This window comes from Lentilactobacillus hilgardii, from assembly GCF_009832765.1.
Lineage (GTDB): Bacteria > Bacillota > Bacilli > Lactobacillales > Lactobacillaceae > Lentilactobacillus > Lentilactobacillus hilgardii.
Genome location: NZ_CP047121.1, coordinates 2,412,604 through 2,429,430, shown reverse-complemented (window position 1 = coordinate 2,429,430; position 16,827 = coordinate 2,412,604). Strand labels below are relative to the sequence as shown.

Here is a 16,827-nt window from a genome sequence, read left to right as displayed (position 1 = left end):
ATTACTTAGCTCCTAAAACTTTATTCTGCCATAATTGTCCCAATTTTAGGGTTGTTTTATTCCAAGTATTATTATTTTTAACGTGATAAACCTTTTTGAAGGCATTTTCTGGAAGCAACTTCTTTTGGGCACTTTCCGGAAGTTTCACGTTGCTTCGAATTGGTCGGGCGTAACCTTGAGCTAAATTGATTTGGCCTTTATTTGAGAGGATGTAGGATCGGGCAAGTTTTGCGGCATAGGGATGAGTAGCGTGTTTATTGACCACTTCGGCATAACCGCTTCGAACGGTTCCATCGGTTGGGACGGTGATCTTATAGCGTTTGGAATCAATTTGATGGGCGTAATTCATTGCGTTGAAGTCCCACATCACAGCAACCGAGATTTCACCTTTTTGAAGATTTTGAATGGTTGTGTCAACCGTTGACAGCCGCTTTTCTTTTTGCAATTTGGCAAAATAGTTTAGACCGGGCGTTAGATTGGCTTCACTGCCGCCATTGGCATAAGCTGCTGCCAGAATGGAGTACTGGGCTTGAGCTTCGGTTGAAACGTCGCCCACTGCTACTTTATATTTGCCTGAAGCAAGCTGTTTCCATGAAGTTGGGGCATCGGCTGCCTTGACATTCTTTTTATCGGTAATGAAGACAATGCTGCCGGTATAACCAGCTGACCAATATCCCTTTTTATCTTTAGCCCAACTTGGAATTTGATTCCAATACTTGGTTTTATATTTGGCGAGCAGACCTTCCTGTTCGGCGGAAGGGGCAACGTTAATGCCAATATCACCAATATCAGGTGCGTTTTTAGAGGTGCCTTCGGATTTGAATTTTTGCAATTCCTGCGCACTGGACATATCGGTATCAGAATGAAAAATCTTGTATTGGGTTTTAAGATCATTCCATGTGCCACCCCAGTTAGCCCAAGAATTTGGCATTCCGACCGACTTAACGTCACCCTCTTTTTTTGCCTCTTTAACAATGGTGCCCCAATTATTGGAAGTATTCTCGGCACTGGTCTTTGCACAACCACCCAAACCAATTGCAATTGTTAATAATGCCAAGCCTGAAACCAATCTATGCTTTTTCATCAATTCCACTCCTCAATAGCTTCAATTTTTTAACAACTTTACGATACAGGATCGGCGTAAAAATTCGGTATATTTTTGGCCTTGCTTTTGTAAATAATAAGTAAGGATAAAGTTCATGCTAAGATTTAGATTTTTACTTGGTCCAAAATCAATTAAAAAATTTTTCTATGTTTTTAGGGCACTTGGATGCAGGCAACAATTTAAAAGTAATTTTTGTGCAATTGTACCAATGATTTCTTTCCAAAATTCATTTAACCTGATGTAAAAAGGTATCTGCATTTAATGGGAATAAATAACAAGTTCAGTTATTGATGCATCTGGAAGAGGAGCGATTCATATGAGTGAATTAAAAATAAATCACCGGTTAATCATGACACCGGGGCCGACGATGGTTGATCCACGGGTCTCACAAGCAATGAGTAATCAGATATTGGGACAGTTTGATCCTGATTTTACCGATATTATGAACGAAAACATGGTGATGATCCGAAAAAGCTTTAGAACAAAGAATCAGTGGGCATTTCCGATTGATGGTACCAGCCGTGCCGGAAACGAAGCAGTTATCGGAAGTATTGTCAGCCCCGGAGATTCGGTTTTAGTTCCTGTATTTGGTCGCTTTGGGGATTTATTTGTTGAATTGGCACAGAGAGCCGGTGGTAAAGTGACCACTATGTCAACCGAATGGGGAACCGTTTTTGATCAGGATCAAATTATTGACGAAATTAATCGCTTAAAACCAAAAGTTGTCGCAATCGTTCATGGTGAGACCTCAACTGGCCGGTTGCAGCCGATTGATCGTTTGGGCGAAGCGGTTCATCAATACGGTGGTTTCTTGGTCGTTGATGCGGTTGCTTCTTACATGGGAACGCCGGTGGAGGCTGATAAGTGGCAGTTGGACGCGGTTGTTGGCGGTGCCCAAAAATGTCTTTCAATTCCATCCGGCATTACCCCGATAACGTTCAATGATCGGTTTGCTGAAGAAATCAATCAGCGTAAACGAGTTGAACAAGGCGTCAGGACCGCGTTGGACACCAATGGCGATACCTTTATTACCAGTAACTATCTTGATTTAACCCAACTACAGGATTATTGGTCACCCAGGCGACTCAATCACCATACTGAAGCAACGGTTGCCGATTATGCTTTGAATGAGGGGTTACGTTTGGCACTTCAGGAGGGATTGGATGCCAGATTTGCCCGTCATTTAACAGTACATCGGGCACTGAATGCCGGTTTGGATGCGATGGGATTGACTATCTATCATGAGGGCGATCATGACATGCCGATGGTGACCTGTGTTCAAATTCCCACCGGATTGGATGGGGATACCTTTAGAAGCACACTACTTAAAAACTTTGGTGTTGAAATTTCCAGTTCCTTTGGCAGCCTTCAGGGAAAAATTTGGCGGATTGGAACAATGGGATACAGCGCACAGCGTCTTTTTGTTACGAATTTTGTAGCTTTGTTTGGTGCAGCGTTACTACAAGCCGGCGTTTCAATTGACCTCAAAGCCGGATTGGATGCAACAGAAGCAGCTTTCAAGTTGAAAACATTGCAAAAAACATTGGAAGTATAATTAATTTTTCTATTTGTCTATTTTTAATCATAACTAAAAGGCATTCCCGACTTCATCCATAATGACGGGGATGCCTTTTAGACTGATTATTGTAAATGTTTTGTACAGATTCGTAAATTTCACCGGTTTTCCGGAAAGTAGGTGTTATTCTAGGTTTGCAGACAAATGGTCACCAAATCTGCGAAATAAACACCTACCTCATTTAAATTGAGTTATGACTGATTCGCTTTGATTTGTAATTGTAAGGGGCTTAGAGAGAGCCCCATCAATTGTCACTGTTTTGAAAAATGGAGGATTGATCTATGATGAAAGTATTGGAACATACTCAGATTGAGGATATTGCCAAAGACTATTTATATCAGTTTCAAATCGTTTTTCTACAAGAGCAGTTGTATTCAGATCGTGAGGCCGGAGAGATCTTTTCCGCACTTCGTAAAAAAGCAATTCGACAATATGAAGAAATCACCGGTACTTCAATGACAACCGATGAGTTTTACAGAATTGTATGGGATTTACCCGAGCCGCTAAAAGAGGGCATCATTGAGTTAGCCAAAGACGATGTTGATCTTGGACGGACAAAAATCATTCGTAAAAATATGGATGGTACGTGGCGCGTTTAGTTTATAAGAAAAAAATGCCTGCCAATGTGAAATTGGCAGGCATTTTTGGGTTATGGGTGAGTGTTTTGCTGCGCACACTATTTTAGGACTGTTCCAAAAGACTGATCCCTGCCATACAAGAAACTAAATCCAATATTCCAAATTCGGGAATATTGAATTTAGCTCCTTGTACTCTGGGATCAAAAACGTCTTTTTCCACACACTTCTAGGACTGCTCCTCAAAGCAACATTCTACACATAAGGGATTTATTTCCAAAATCCAAACCCGGGATTTCCGAAATAAACGCCTTATGCTCCGAATGTTAACCGCTTTGCTGCGCACACTATTCTTTTTCCGACAGCAATTTTTCAATTAATGCAATGTAGATCAGAAATTTATCATTTGTTCGCCGATAATCCAATCCCGTTTGTTTGTAAATCATGTTTAATCGATAACGAACCGTATTGGGATGGGTGTAAAGTGCTTCACTGGTCTCTTTAATCGATTCATTATGATTAAAAAATTGTTGAACAGTTTCAAAGACTTCTTTATTAGTCAATATTTGATCCATTTCAACCGGATACAGCCTGCTGTCCTGAATTCTGGAAATTTGATTAACTAATTCCCAGAGACTGACGTCACGGTAAAAGACCGGATGATTTTGCCAATCCATTGTTTTAGCAACATCCATGCCGAAACACGCCTCGGTAAAAGAGCGGTGGAGGTTTTTGGCTTCATGAAGACTGGCAACACCCTCATATAACGAAAAGTGGGGGATTTTGATGGTGCTCATAAGTCGATGATAAACCTGTCTGTCATAAGGCGGCTTTTCAGCTTGGTCGTCGTTGAAGAAAGAAACGATCGTGGCACCGTCTGCTGACTCCAAAACAAAGTAAGTCGTGATCTTTTTATCCGTTTCGAGTTTTGCAAAAAGTGCATGTAATTGACTGATCAAATTATACTGAACCATCATCCGTTCACTGGATTTTGGTGTTTCAGCCAAAGAAATTCTTGTAACTCTGGTATACAATTTGTATAAATCAACGCCCTTTAGACCTGAAATAAAATCAAAGTCCTTATCGCTGGCTGAGTTTGATTTTAGTAAATAATCCAAATCAAGATCGGCCATTTTGTTGGTTCGCCGGTCTTGAAAAAGTAACGTATTAAAATCATTCATAATTTGAATATATGTAACATCTTTATCGATTTCGAATAGGGGGAAATCGAGTTGATCGGCATAGTCCCTGAGTTCCGCCGGAAACTTTGAACTGATACTGTCAGTGTATGGTTTTACCATCAGACAACAAGTGTTTTTCTGCGCAAGTTTCTGGATCACTTGTTTGGCAATATCGATATTTTCGGGCATCATTCGGGAACTTGTAATGACGATTTCCCCACTTCGGGCCCATTGATGGACCGCGTCGTTATCCATGATTGTAATTGCATTTGCAGTTCGCCCATGAAGGGAGGCGCTATTAACCTGAAAGATACGCTTCTTTTCTTTTTTAACTACTGTTCGCAAATCAATCATTATTCTTCACCCTAAAAGTGTACTAACTTTTTAGTCTACTTTAACGCATTTTGATTCGTACGTACACATTGGTAAGCCATTCTTTATTTAAGTATAAACTACAAAAAATGCTATTATAACGCGTGGTTGCGGGAAATCTTCAAAATAGTTGTTGTATACTACCACAATAATCGTCACCAATATTTTGTAACTTAGTACAATAATCTTTTTGTCCTGAGATGCTACACTAATAATGAAAGGCTAAGAATTTCAGCTTTTCTGTTAAGGGGGATTTAACGTAAGCTTCACCGGGTGAATTAATCATGAGGAGATTTAAGCGAGTTGTCGTGATTTTGCTTAGTTCAGTCGGGATTGGCGAAGCTGCCGATGCCGATAAATTTAGCGACCAAGGTTCAGATACGTTGGGACATGTTTGCGATTACTGGCGGGGATCTTTAGCCTTGCCAACATTAACTAAACTGGGATTGGGAAATATTCCACGTCAATCGCCGTTAACGGGGATTTTAGCGACGAAACCACTAATAAGTCAAGTTGGCAGAATGCAGGAGATTTCTGCTGGTAAGGACAGTTTGAATGGCCATTGGGAAATGATGGGTGCACCGCTAAAAGAGCAATTGGATACATTTCCAAGTGGTTTTTCGTCTCGGCTGATTCACAAAATTGAGACGTTTTCAAATCGTAAAGTGATTCTAAATCGTCCAGCTGCAACATTAACTGCGATTAAGGATTTTGGTCAACAGCAATCGGAAGAAGGTGACTTAATTGTATATACTTCAAGCGATTCAGTATTGCAGGTGTCCTCCAATGAAGCAGTAGTACCGCTCGAGGAACTGTATCGGATTTGTAGATATATTCGTTTCGTGGTCGATGAAAGTCATTTAGAAATCGGCAGAGTTGTTGCTCGCCCATTTGTTGGTAAGACCCTTTCAGATTTTAAGCTTACCGATAATCGGCGTGATTTTGCAATTGTGCCAAAAGCTAATACCGTCTTGGATTTCCTTGCTGAGAACCATACCCCGGTTTCCGGTATTGGCATGGTAAATGATCTTTTTTCCGGTCGGGGAATTGAAAATCGGATTCAGATTTATAACAAACAAAGCAGTTTCTACAAGCTCCTTGAAACCATGGAAACTCAAAGTATCGGTTTGATTTTTGCGGATTTGGGAAATTTGGATAAATATGGTCATGCAAGGGATCCACAAGGTTATGGGATAGAACTAATGAGAATAGATTCTCAATTAAAAGAAATTATTGAGAAGATGACGCCCACGGACTTGATTTTAATTACTGCTGATCACGGTAATGATCCTACATTTAAGGGCTTTGACCACACCAGAGAATTTGTTCCGTTGATTGCTGCATCCCCCAATGCGAATGGCAATCAACTGGGCATTCGTTCAACGTTTAGCGACTTGGGCAAAACAATTTTATCAAATTTTGAAATCGGCAATCAATTACCGGGAAAGTCTTTCCTAAATCAAATTTCGTAAACCAACTGTTAAATTAAATATTTACTAGTGCGTTTTTGATGCCTTTTGCACACGAATCAAAAACAAATACAGCACACTGAGTTTAAGATCCTGGAAGTTCGCACGCTTGTTCAAGGATAAAGACTTGGCGTGTTTTTGTGTTTATCCGCGCAGGAATAGTGATGAGCACTGTTATATATAGTGAATAAGGCACGTCACTTTAGACTTTTCCGTTAAATTCAGTTTACATTTAGCCGTCCACGCCTTTTCTATTGGTTTCTAATGATACAATGAATCGCAATAGATCAGATTGAGGTAGGTGAATCAAGATGGCGAGGCTTAAACAAATTTGGTGTGCCGATGTTATTCGACCCAATGGCCGGGTGGTCAAGTATCGTTTAACAAGGGATCTTCAGCATGCATTAAATAGCGATTCCCGTGGAAGAAACGAAATGCAGAATGCATTGATTGTGATTCCCTTGGCACCCTATTTGCGTACAGAAAAATCCAAATCCGTTGATGATCGGAAAAGTCTGCTGCAAACGTCTCAACCACCGTTTGGAATCGGATTGGTTAGAAGAATTTATCGACTATCATCTGGGCAGGCCCGCTATTTTCAGGTCACGCGAAGCCAGTTTATCGGTCATCAATATTGGACGGTCAGACCGTTTAAAAGTTGCAACTCTTATTTAAGACATGATTATCCCTGGTTGAGCCAGAAACAAATTGCCGCCGATATTACATATTGGCAAAATCAGTTATTTAAGAGAAATACGCGACAAAATTGGTTTTGGAAATGGGTTTCGAGTTATCGTGTTAAACATCAGTTGAAAAAAATTAGATACTCACAATATCTAAGCGATCTAAAGAATTGGAAAGTTTAGGGTCGGGAATGGTTGACATTGAACCCTTTGGCTAACAATTATTGACATGGATGAGGAAATAGGTAAAGGGAATTAAAAAATGAGCAAGGACACTAATGACTTAGTATTTTTGCTCATTTCTTAATATTTAGAGATAGAAAATTCGTGAAAAAAATCTAATATCTTGAGGACCATTTATAACAGTGATTGGTTTTGTTTGAAAAGCGGTGCTGGAAAATCTGGTGAGCAACATCATGCAGCAATTCGGATTAGTGTGCGAAACAAAGCGATTTACGTTCGGAGTATAGGGCGTTGCTTTGAGGAGCAGTCCCAATTAGTGTACGGTTATTTGATCACTGTCATTCTGGTTCTTTTTATATTGTTTCAACTTTTTTGCTCTATTTGTCCACGAGTGTATTTGATCCTCCTGATGGCTTTTGATCATTGAAAGAGGCGGTGAATTCCTGGACAAAATCAGTTAGCTTATAATGCCCGGCAACAGGGGATTGACGATTAAGATCTTCATAAAGCTTTTCTGGATTTCGTTGAAAAGCATTCATCTGGACAAACGATTTTGCGATTGACATTGGAATGCCATTGGAGAGTAACTGGTTTTCAGCCTCTTGATCCGTTATCTGAACAAAATGAAGATCTGGCATTGGAAGGGACACTTTAAGCATTTCGATTAATTGGTGCATACTAAAAGTATCACTGTATACATAGTGAATGGTCTTGCCTTCTGGAGTTTGCTCCAAAAGTTTTAAGACCACCTTAGCGATATCAATCGGAGAGACCCGTTTTCCTTCGGTTTGTTCCGGAATATTTGAATAAATGACGTGATTCTGCCGAATACTCTGCACATTAGTGTATAGGTTACTGTAGAAGCCGACAGGACGAACGAATGCAACGTTGACATCATTTAACTCACGGAGCTTATCTTCAATAAAGTGGTACGCATACAAACTACCGGCCTCTGGTTCGTACGCGCCAATGCTACTGAGGTCGACAACGTTCTTAACGTTAGCTTTTCGAACGGCATTTGAAAAAATTTGACCCTGTTTTTTGGCATTTTCAAATATTGAACCATCACTGTTTCCAGAGATCATTAAATAGACAACATCGGCGTTTTGAAATTGCCGAGAAAGGAAGTCTTCATCAGTCATAGTACCAATTGCTGCATTGGCACCCAATTCTTTGATTTGAGCAGCTCGCTTTTGGCTTGTTGTGATAATTGTGACATCATGACCATCCTTCAGCAAGGCTGGTGCAACAATACTGCCGATATGACCAAGTGAACCAAGTAAAGTTATTTTCATAAAGTCTCCTCCTTAAAAGATAGGACTATCTTTTATAGAACAGATTATAAGAGATAGTCCTATCTTTTGTCAACCTTGAAACTGATTTCTTTTTTGGGTAATCTATGTATATGAAGAAAAAAGATTTAACAAAAGAAAAGAAAATATTGGATGCAACGGCACAACTAATTGTGAGTGAGGGTGCCCCATCGGTTTCAACAATCCAAGTGGCAAAAAAGGTTGGAATATCTCAATCTAATATCTATCTTTATTTCAAAGACAAACGGGCCTTATTGGAAGGGGTTTACTTACGGGAAATTAATCAGTTGGAACAAACCCCGGGCATGCAGATTGTCTTGGACAAAAGAGTGGCTATTGAGAAACGTTGTTTTGCTTATATTCGGGCAATGTATGATTTTTCTCTTGATAACCCCAACAGCTTATCGATTATCGAGCAAATCAAATCCTTGTCCAAAGACTTTCCCGATTATATTTCTAAGCTCATAGGCCCAAATAATCCAATTGCATCTTTATTTGAGATGGGAATAAAAGCGGGCGTGTTAAGGCCGATTGATAGAAGCCTTACAATGGCAGCTATTTTTTCGGTCATTCGGAGGCATGCTCAAAATATTCAAGAAAATATTTATACCGAAAGTGATGTAACCTTTAGTGATATCAGCCGGATGATTTGGGGTGCTGTCGCAATCAAACCATATCCGGAGAATTTGTTATAAGAAACCGGTTTATAAAGAAATGTGGCGATACAGTCGATACAACTGTATACCCAAAGTTGGAGGTTGAGGGATACGGGGATTCTGCTCAGCTCTTTTTAATTGTAGTGGATAACATGCCGAAATCAGCCGGATAAAATAATCCTTTTGCACAAAGTTATATGCAAATCTCCGTTTTTCCTATATAATCTAACTTATCATTTAATAGCAATTATATTAATGGAAGGGAAAAAGGGGACTTTAATGAGGAGTATTTATTATTTCGTAGGCTTATTAACGTGCTTTCTGGTGTTTGGCTTTTCCGGGAAAGCATTTGCCGATTCGACTTATCAAGAGGTGTATTCCAATACACCGGCAAACTATTATTTAAAAGTAGGGAATGGCACATCCCGAAATAATGGGATATACCAAACCGGAGGACGGTTAACTTCTGCCCAAAATGTTGATCCGATTGCGTATGCAAGCCAATATGCGGGTAAGGAGGTTCACGTTAATCGTGAAGAGGTCACCATTGATGGCACTTGGTTAAAAATTGCCTATCAGCACAAAACCGTTGGTTGGATTCATAAAAGTGCGATGAATCAATCGTATCTGCGATTAAACGTTCCGATGGTTGCACAAAGGCCGCAGCTGCCAACCGGATGTGAAATTGCTGCGACGACCATGATGCTGCAGTATGCCGGAGCGGATGTGACCAAAATGCAGTTGGCGCGTGAAATGCCGCGCAGCAAAAATCCTAATAAGGGATTTGTTGGTAATCCTTATTCAACATCCGGTTGGTGGATTTATCCCAAAGGCTTAATGAAATTGGTTAAAAATCATGCAGGATCGGCAATCAATATGACCGGAGCAGGTTTTGGCAGGATTAAGCAATCAATTAGGCAGGACCATCCGGTTGTTGTTTGGGTCCACGGCGTTGATGGGTTTGTGAATCATGCATTGGCAATAACGGGTTATTCAGCAACCCGGGCATATTACAACGATCCATGGACAGCCAAACGGGCAAGCATGACTGTTCAAACTTTGCAGAGGCATCGAAGCAGGGATGCTTATCGGGCATTGAGTTATTAGATCATTTGAGGGGAGATTGAGATGAAACGACGAGTTAGGTTAGCAATTATTTTAGGTGTAGGGGCCTTATTTGGCCTTGCCGGGGAATTCCAGGCGTCAGCATCATCATTTACGTCAAATCCGGGTATTGTTAAAACGAAAAAAGCGGTTCGGCTATATAAAGATTCAGCGCGAACGGTGAAATCCAACTTGGTTAAAAAGGGTCATTTTTTAAAGATTGATGAGGTTGTTCAAAAAGATGGCAGAGTCACTGCACTTGAAACGAATCATCAACAGTACGTGACGGCAAATAAGGCAGTTGTTGCCAAGACAAGCGGGTATCAAAACCCCAAGCAATACTATCAGGTTCATTATCAACAGATTAAACCCTATGGGCAGATCGGCTATACGGTTAAACGGGGGTTTGAAGGTATTAAAACCTGGTACATTATGCGTAAAATGGGGACTTTTGCCGGCTATAATAAATACAATCAGGCAACTTATCATGCGGTCAGGCAATTTCAAAGCCGGCACCATTTAAAAGTGACCGGTAATGTGAATGAAGCAACCTGGCTGAAAATGGGATTTACTAAGACATCCTGGACAGGGATTGACAGTTATGTGGCACCCTTAAAAGCAAATGCTTGGCAGGGACGAAAGGCACATATCGACGCAATGATTCATCAGGCTTACCGATATATGGGGAATCCATACCTGGTTGGGGCTTCATCCAGTCCTAAATACGGGACTGATTGTTCCGGTTTAGTGATGCAGGCATTATATGCCGGTGGTATTGATCCGGCACCGATTAGTTCGATTCATCATGCATTTCCGGGAAACGAATGGAATTCCAGAAATCTTTGGGCAAGTAAAAAGTTGATGCATGTTTCCTATAATCATCGTCAAAGGGGTGATCTGGTCTTTTATTATCAACCGGGCACCCATACGATTTGGCATGTTGCCATTTATCTTGGTGGAAACCGCGTTATTGAAAGTTGGCCGCCACGGATTATGGTACAGCCGATTCGAAATGGACAGCGGTCTGATATTGCAGGAATAGCGCGAGTCTTTCATTAACAGACAATTAATGACGTTTCACGTAGAGACTCGTTAATGGACACTTTGGGTTTGGCGATTTAAAAGGGATCAGATATTATTTCCAGCCATTTTGGTTTTGAAATAAGTCTGATCCCTTTTTCTTGCTTATTTTTAATTAGATTATATCCATTTCACTTTTGACGCGGTAAAAACCGGTAGCAGGATTTCTGTAATGAGTTGGTCCAAATTTTTCTTAACAACCTGTTTTCCCTGAATAATTTGGTTAACTAATAGAAGTGCGGGCAGGTTAAGAACATTTTCCGACAATTGGTCTAGCTGGATTTCGTGCCGTTTATTGGCCCGTTTCAGCATAGTCATCAAGACTTTATGAAAATCCTTGCCTGGACCGATTGAAAAAATCTGATCCAGCGAGACATCTTGTAATCTTTCCGGCACTAGCCCGGCGAACTTGGGGCGGCTCAATTCATTAATTTCCGGTAGTAGTTCTTTGAATAATTTACTTAAATCACGTTCTAAGTGACCACCGTTTGGAACGTGCAGATTAACGGCCATTGAATCGTAATGAGAAAATGCGGCTGTTACCAACGTGGCACGGTCGGGCCATTTTTGATAAAGCTCGGTTTTAGACAGGTGAGCATTTATAGCGACGGCATCCATCGTAACTGCTTGATAGTCAGCATCTTGAACGATTTTCCATGCGGTTGAAAGGACAAGACGATTGGTGTTTTTTTCTTGATGTGGTTGAATCTCAGGATTTTCCAAAAAATCACTTCCAATGATGATTAATGATTCAAGTATCATTGTAGCACTGACCGGTCGTTAAGCGGTTAAAATGCCATTTATGGTTGAATTTGAGCTATAAAAGCGTTTGAGCTTCCTCTATAAAGGGAAAAGGATTCTCAAACGCTTTTGTAATGATTAACTGTCAAGGTAAAGGCTGCGGTTTCTTGTAACCGGGCGTTTAACCAAAGTAATCAGCATTGGAACGATAATTGCAATAATCACCTTGGTTGCAACATTTTCGATACCGGCCATTGAAGTGATATCCAGTAGGGCGTTGTGCAGGTACATGATAATCATTGTATGTTGACCGATTGTTGCCAAGATAAAGCTGCTTTCAAGATGGGATGTTAGATAGGAAAGACCCATTACGCCAAATGAAAAAATGAGTGGAATCGTTGCCAACATAACCACTTTTGGTAACGAAGATTGGATCTCGTGGGATTTCAATGAAAATTGAAAATCAAAACTGTTATTCAAATAGAGGACAACTAATGTTCCGGAAAGTACTAAAAGACTTGCAATTGGTACCGGCTTTTCGATCCATTGATAATGAGTGTGGAAAAACAGATAACCGATATAGGTAAAGAATGCTGCAATTAAAACAATGTCCACATTCCACGGCATTGTTTCAAAGCTGTAGAGGTGCATCCAATCAATCTTATCGTAACAAGTACCTGCAAATAAAGCTGCTGATACAATTCCCAACTGTATCCAGCGAGATTTTACTGTTGAAATTAAAAGTGTTACTGCGCAGATCGACAGCAGATAAACATTAATGAACCAAAACGTACTTGTGTAAAGGTTTAATGTCCGGCCACCGACAATTAATCGTGATAGATGGTTAACCAGGTATTGCCAATCTTTATTATACAAAATGCTGTACAAAAGAATGAGCCCGATTCCCGCCATAAAGTAGATCAACAGATCTCGATAAAGTCGTTTATTAAAGAACCTTTTCCATTCAATTAATTTCTTAGCATTTATTGGTTTTAAAAAGAAACCACCAATAACGAAGAACAACGGCATATGCCACCAATAAATGATATGCGTGGTTGTACCACTTGCCAAAGCGTGGCCGATGACGACCGCTATAATACCATAGGCTTTAGCAATATCGATCCATTCAATTCTCTTTTTTCTCATAATTTTGGTGCGATCACCGAACCCTTCCTAAAAGACTTGATTTGCAATATTAATCAGGCAACCACTAATTTGATTGCTTTTTGTATTTTTTCATAGTAACCATAAATTAACCTTAAAGCAAAATTGAACGCTGACATGGTTAAAGAAGTATTGATTACCTCACTTCCAATCTCTAATTGTAATCAAAATGACAGGTTTGAAAAGTAAAAAGGCAACTTTTAATGGTTAATTTAAAAATTGGATTAGGGAATTGATACAGACGCTCAAGTTCGTCACTATTTTCGGTGTTTCATCAACAAAGTCATGCCATATATCAATGAAAAAATGACCCACCAGATGATACCTGCAATCGATAGGAGGATACCAGGTTTAAAACCGGGTGTTTCGTACTTTAATTTAATAAAGTGGTGGCCTTCAGGAACCTGGGCACCCACAAAACCGGTATTAACACGGAATGTTTCAGCATTGCGACCATCAATTTGAAGATGCCAGCCGGTTGAATACGGAATCGAAGTGGTCATAATCCGAGGACGATTTGTTAAGTCGGTATACCCGGAAACAGTATCATTGGTGACTTTTTGATACTGAAGACCGGTTTGCTGAAGTTGGTTAATCCTGCGGTTATAAGTTCTATTAAATGGCACTGCCATAATTTTGAGACTCTTGAAGTGCAATTGTTTAACGCCTCTGAAACGTAGGATCAGTGCACGATTTGCCTTTGAGGTGTACCCAAGGTTTAGAACAATGTGCTGTCGGTCTTCATAATCTGAAAGGTTATTCATCGGCAGTTGACGGACATGAGCTGTCGTTGTACCGGTTTGTACAGATATTGAGTAACCGCCCAAATCCGGAAATGCGGCGGCGGTTCTTAAACGATCAATCTTTTGCAGCTTGGAAACCGGCGTTCCGCTCACAATTGAATCCGCACGCAGGTTATCAAGGCGGTCCATCATTGTATGACGGGTTTCTGAAATGCCATCAATGACCAGGTACAGTTCACTGTTACGGTATTTGTTGGGGTCCCTTAAATTCAATCGGTATGCCAAGTGGTGTCCCTGTGCATCGTTATCCATGATCTTTAAGCCGCTTTGATTTTCGGCCTCGTGGCGTTCAACGACTTCCCGATTTTTAGCAATAACGTTTTTTAAGGGTGTTCCCTTTGGGTTAAGACCGGTTGCTTTTTCCCAGATCGCAATTTTGTTGGCCGGCAATGTCGTCTTGAATTTAGCGGCAGCCTGACGATATCTGATGTTTGGTGAATGCCTCATTCGATAGAGTGTTGCCTTAATAGGGTTATTAACCAAGTGTTGATCATACATCTGAGTCGTATAACCAACGGTCTTAACAGTTGGTTTGGGAGAAGTCGATGAGACACCATCAACGGGTTTTTGAACTTCGGCACCCGATAATAGGGCTTGTTCTCTCTGAAGTGGTGACAAACTGTTATAATCAGCTGCCGTAATGGCATGATTTTGCATATAAACCAACGGAAGCGCCAGATCTGATTTTAACAGCACGGTACCTGAGTGATTACTGAGGCCGGGAACCGGAAGTTCAGGAAAATCAAGAATACCTCCCTGATTGTTTTTAACAAAATGAAACCCATATGGAACTGCTTGGGGACGCTTAATAATATCGGTTTTGGCAAACATGTATTGAACACCCATTAGGTTAAGTAGGGTCGTACGACCATCGCCTTCACCGATCACTGAGTTGACCACGGAATCGGAATTTCCAAGTGATCGGTTAAATTTTAATAAATAACCGTTTTGAATTGAGTAATAAGCGCCCAAGTCATGGGTACCGAGAACCATAGGGATATTATTACCAGCAGTTCGATGGCGATAATATTGGTTCATAGTTGTTGTTCGATAAAAGCCACCGGTATTTGGCAGTGCTGTTTGTGCACCGTCATAATAGTCTTTTAACCATTTAGCAGCTGATCCCGACATCAATTCGGAATTTAGATTCCGGCTATTATTTGGACTTAACCATCCCTGACCATTGCTTACCAGATTAATTAAAACCAACCCGGTTAGAGTCACTGCGACCGTTTTTAACGATAGTTTCAGAGACGTTTGACATGCAATTAATAAAAGAAAACCAATTAGAAATCCGTAAGCAATCAGGTCATTTTGTTGGACGTTTAACGTTAATCCCTTTGTAATCCAGACAAGCGCGATTAGGGCAACGGTTGATCCAATCAACCATTTCAAGTCGCTGCGCGTTAAATGCGGTAATTGATCGACAAAAATCATTACTGCTAAACTCATTGGCAGGACTGCCAGAAATAACCAGCGGTTTGAAGGCGTCGAAAGGGCATTTGCTGTTGCACTGACTTGTGGCAGCAGGATTGAAACCAGAATAACAAGCAAAATAATGGCCAGTGCCCTGTTTGCTTTGAAATGTTTCAAGACATAAATGGCAGCTAAAAAGGCCAAACCACAGAAGTTAAGAACCAGCCAGTAATCTTTAATGGTTGTGCTGGTAATCAGTTGATTAGGTAAAGAAAAGTAGTATTTTGCCGGATATAATAATAAGCCGTTGGCAAACTTAGCGTGATAGGCAATTCTGGTTGAATTTAAAACGGCTAGAAGCGTCGGGAAAAGTGTGATACCAGCCATCAATAATCCGGTTATGACCGCTTGGATGACACAATAAATAATTTTAGTGTTTGGTAACTTTTCGGGACTAACGTGGCGATAGTGTAAATAGCGGGTCAATAAATAGACAAAGGTACCGAGTGCCAGCATGTAGGCAAAGTAAAAATTGCTGATTAAAGCTAATGCGGTCGCAAGTGCCAGTGGCAGCCAGTTCTGTTTATGAAGCACTTTTTCGACGCCCATCGCCAGAAGCGGAAAGATGATCATCGGTAATAGGAAAAAAGGATGGTGCATGGAGACGTAAAAATTGTACCCGGAAAAAGTATAAATCAACGTGCCGATTAGTTTGCTATGACGACTGAATGAACGTTGATTTGCCCAAGCAAGAAATGCCAAACCCGCACAGTATAATCGAAGCAGAATTAAGACTTGATAGCCCAGTTCAAGTTTGTCAGCTGGAAATAGGGCAATCAGGTAACTGAAAGGATCACCGACAATGTAAAAAGCAAAAGTTGTTAACTGATCCGCACCGGCACCCAAATTCCATGACCAACCGAATAGTGATTGGTGTGCGGTGCCCTGCAAAATCCGTTGGAACTGTGCCAAAATCGGGAAATGTTGTGCAATACCGTCGACATTCCAGATCAAGGTTCTTCCCGCCAGCCAAGGTAGCGAATAGGTTAATAAGCAGATAAAAATAAAGGTGGCGGTGTACAGGATAAACAACGGGACTTTTCGCGATTTCCCAATCGAACGTGAAGCTGTTTCTTGCATGATATGAACCCTCCTAATAACTCAACCTTATTGTTAGGCAAAAAGCGGTTACAACACAAGTGAAATTTGAAAGTTTAATTATTTTGAGAAAGTTGTTAACCAAATTTAACGAAGAAATTACATTTAATTTACAACGTTAATCTGCGAAACTTGTATCAATCTTTTTAATAATAGTAGAAGAAAATGCTTTTAGGGCTGGGTCATTTTAAAGGAGGCGTGAGTCAGAATTTTAGTCGAACTTGCAAAGCAGTTAAATTCGTGTAAAA

General features: G+C 40.5%; 13 protein-coding genes. 7 read left to right on the top strand and 6 right to left on the bottom strand.

Features of this window, described 5'->3' with window-relative positions; translation table 11 throughout:
- Position 1: 1 nt before the first annotated feature.
- Complete coding sequence (locus GQR93_RS11590; protein WP_004466606.1) at positions 2–1,084, bottom strand: ABC transporter substrate-binding protein; 1,083 nt, start codon at positions 1,082–1,084, stop codon at positions 2–4.
- Between the two features lie 337 nt (positions 1,085–1,421).
- Here GQR93_RS11590 and GQR93_RS11585 point away from each other — a divergent pair, with 337 nt between their 5' ends.
- Positions 1,422–2,660, top strand: a complete 1,239-nt coding sequence (locus GQR93_RS11585) for a pyridoxal-phosphate-dependent aminotransferase family protein (RefSeq protein WP_035444668.1) — start codon at positions 1,422–1,424, stop codon at positions 2,658–2,660.
- A gap of 302 nt (positions 2,661–2,962) precedes the next feature.
- On the top strand, positions 2,963–3,280 hold the full coding sequence (locus tag GQR93_RS11580; protein ID WP_004466609.1) for a hypothetical protein: 318 nt from the start codon (positions 2,963–2,965) through the stop codon (positions 3,278–3,280).
- Between the two features lie 323 nt (positions 3,281–3,603).
- On the opposite strand, the gene GQR93_RS11575 is transcribed toward GQR93_RS11580, so the two are convergent.
- Positions 3,604–4,791: a PucR family transcriptional regulator gene (locus tag GQR93_RS11575; protein ID WP_004466611.1), complete on the bottom strand. Its 1,188-nt coding sequence runs from the start codon at positions 4,789–4,791 to the stop codon at positions 3,604–3,606.
- A gap of 302 nt (positions 4,792–5,093) precedes the next feature.
- Between GQR93_RS11575 and GQR93_RS11570 the strand changes: the two genes are divergently transcribed.
- Together GQR93_RS11570 and GQR93_RS11565 are read left to right on the top strand one after the other, a co-directional pair.
- Complete coding sequence (locus tag GQR93_RS11570; protein ID WP_004466613.1) at positions 5,094–6,281, top strand: phosphopentomutase; 1,188 nt, start codon at positions 5,094–5,096, stop codon at positions 6,279–6,281.
- Positions 6,282–6,589: 308 nt separating this feature from the next.
- Positions 6,590–7,144, top strand: coding sequence for a DUF7679 family protein (locus GQR93_RS11565; RefSeq protein WP_159298794.1), 555 nt, complete (start codon positions 6,590–6,592; stop codon positions 7,142–7,144).
- Between the two features lie 377 nt (positions 7,145–7,521).
- Here the strand turns inward: GQR93_RS11565 and GQR93_RS11560 are convergent, their stop codons facing one another.
- Entirely contained in the window at positions 7,522–8,439 is a 918-nt protein-coding gene (locus tag GQR93_RS11560; RefSeq protein ID WP_004466617.1) for an NAD(P)H-binding protein, read from the bottom strand.
- 110 nt (positions 8,440–8,549) lie between these two features.
- Between GQR93_RS11560 and GQR93_RS11555 the strand changes: the two genes are divergently transcribed.
- From GQR93_RS11555 to GQR93_RS11545, 3 genes are all read left to right on the top strand, one after another.
- Positions 8,550–9,152: a TetR/AcrR family transcriptional regulator gene (locus GQR93_RS11555; RefSeq protein WP_035444669.1), complete on the top strand. Its 603-nt coding sequence runs from the start codon at positions 8,550–8,552 to the stop codon at positions 9,150–9,152.
- Positions 9,153–9,392: 240 nt separating this feature from the next.
- Positions 9,393–10,220, top strand: a complete 828-nt coding sequence (locus GQR93_RS11550; protein ID WP_225430328.1) for a C39 family peptidase — start codon at positions 9,393–9,395, stop codon at positions 10,218–10,220.
- A gap of 21 nt (positions 10,221–10,241) precedes the next feature.
- Positions 10,242–11,276, top strand: coding sequence for an NlpC/P60 family protein (locus tag GQR93_RS11545; RefSeq protein ID WP_004466623.1), 1,035 nt, complete (start codon positions 10,242–10,244; stop codon positions 11,274–11,276).
- A 141-nt stretch (positions 11,277–11,417) separates the two neighbouring features.
- Here the strand turns inward: GQR93_RS11545 and GQR93_RS11540 are convergent, their stop codons facing one another.
- The 3 genes from GQR93_RS11540 to GQR93_RS11530 all read right to left on the bottom strand — a co-directional run bounded on the left by GQR93_RS11540 (position 11,418) and on the right by GQR93_RS11530 (position 16,561).
- Positions 11,418–12,020, bottom strand: a complete 603-nt coding sequence (locus GQR93_RS11540) for a TetR family transcriptional regulator (RefSeq protein WP_225430329.1) — start codon at positions 12,018–12,020, stop codon at positions 11,418–11,420.
- Between the two features lie 156 nt (positions 12,021–12,176).
- Complete coding sequence (locus tag GQR93_RS11535) at positions 12,177–13,184, bottom strand: acyltransferase family protein (protein WP_004466627.1); 1,008 nt, start codon at positions 13,182–13,184, stop codon at positions 12,177–12,179.
- 275 nt (positions 13,185–13,459) lie between these two features.
- The gene (locus GQR93_RS11530) at positions 13,460–16,561 is read right to left on the bottom strand and encodes a YfhO family protein (protein ID WP_004466629.1); all 3,102 of its coding nucleotides are present in this window, start codon (positions 16,559–16,561) and stop codon (positions 13,460–13,462) included.
- Between the last annotated feature and the right edge of the window lie 266 nt (positions 16,562–16,827).

Coding starts and splice junctions, on each gene's coding strand:
- GQR93_RS11590 (WP_004466606.1), bottom strand. CDS start 1,084: ATGAAAAAGCATAGATTGGTTTCAGGCTTGGCATTATTAACAATTGCA.
- GQR93_RS11585 (WP_035444668.1), top strand. CDS start 1,422: ATGAGTGAATTAAAAATAAATCACCGGTTAATCATGACACCGGGGCCG.
- GQR93_RS11580 (WP_004466609.1), top strand. CDS start 2,963: ATGATGAAAGTATTGGAACATACTCAGATTGAGGATATTGCCAAAGAC.
- GQR93_RS11575 (WP_004466611.1), bottom strand. CDS start 4,791: ATGATTGATTTGCGAACAGTAGTTAAAAAAGAAAAGAAGCGTATCTTT.
- GQR93_RS11570 (WP_004466613.1), top strand. CDS start 5,094: ATGAGGAGATTTAAGCGAGTTGTCGTGATTTTGCTTAGTTCAGTCGGG.
- GQR93_RS11565 (WP_159298794.1), top strand. CDS start 6,590: ATGGCGAGGCTTAAACAAATTTGGTGTGCCGATGTTATTCGACCCAAT.
- GQR93_RS11560 (WP_004466617.1), bottom strand. CDS start 8,439: ATGAAAATAACTTTACTTGGTTCACTTGGTCATATCGGCAGTATTGTT.
- GQR93_RS11555 (WP_035444669.1), top strand. CDS start 8,550: ATGAAGAAAAAAGATTTAACAAAAGAAAAGAAAATATTGGATGCAACG.
- GQR93_RS11550 (WP_225430328.1), top strand. CDS start 9,393: ATGAGGAGTATTTATTATTTCGTAGGCTTATTAACGTGCTTTCTGGTG.
- GQR93_RS11545 (WP_004466623.1), top strand. CDS start 10,242: ATGAAACGACGAGTTAGGTTAGCAATTATTTTAGGTGTAGGGGCCTTA.
- GQR93_RS11535 (WP_004466627.1), bottom strand. CDS start 13,184: ATGAGAAAAAAGAGAATTGAATGGATCGATATTGCTAAAGCCTATGGT.
- GQR93_RS11530 (WP_004466629.1), bottom strand. CDS start 16,561: ATGCAAGAAACAGCTTCACGTTCGATTGGGAAATCGCGAAAAGTCCCG.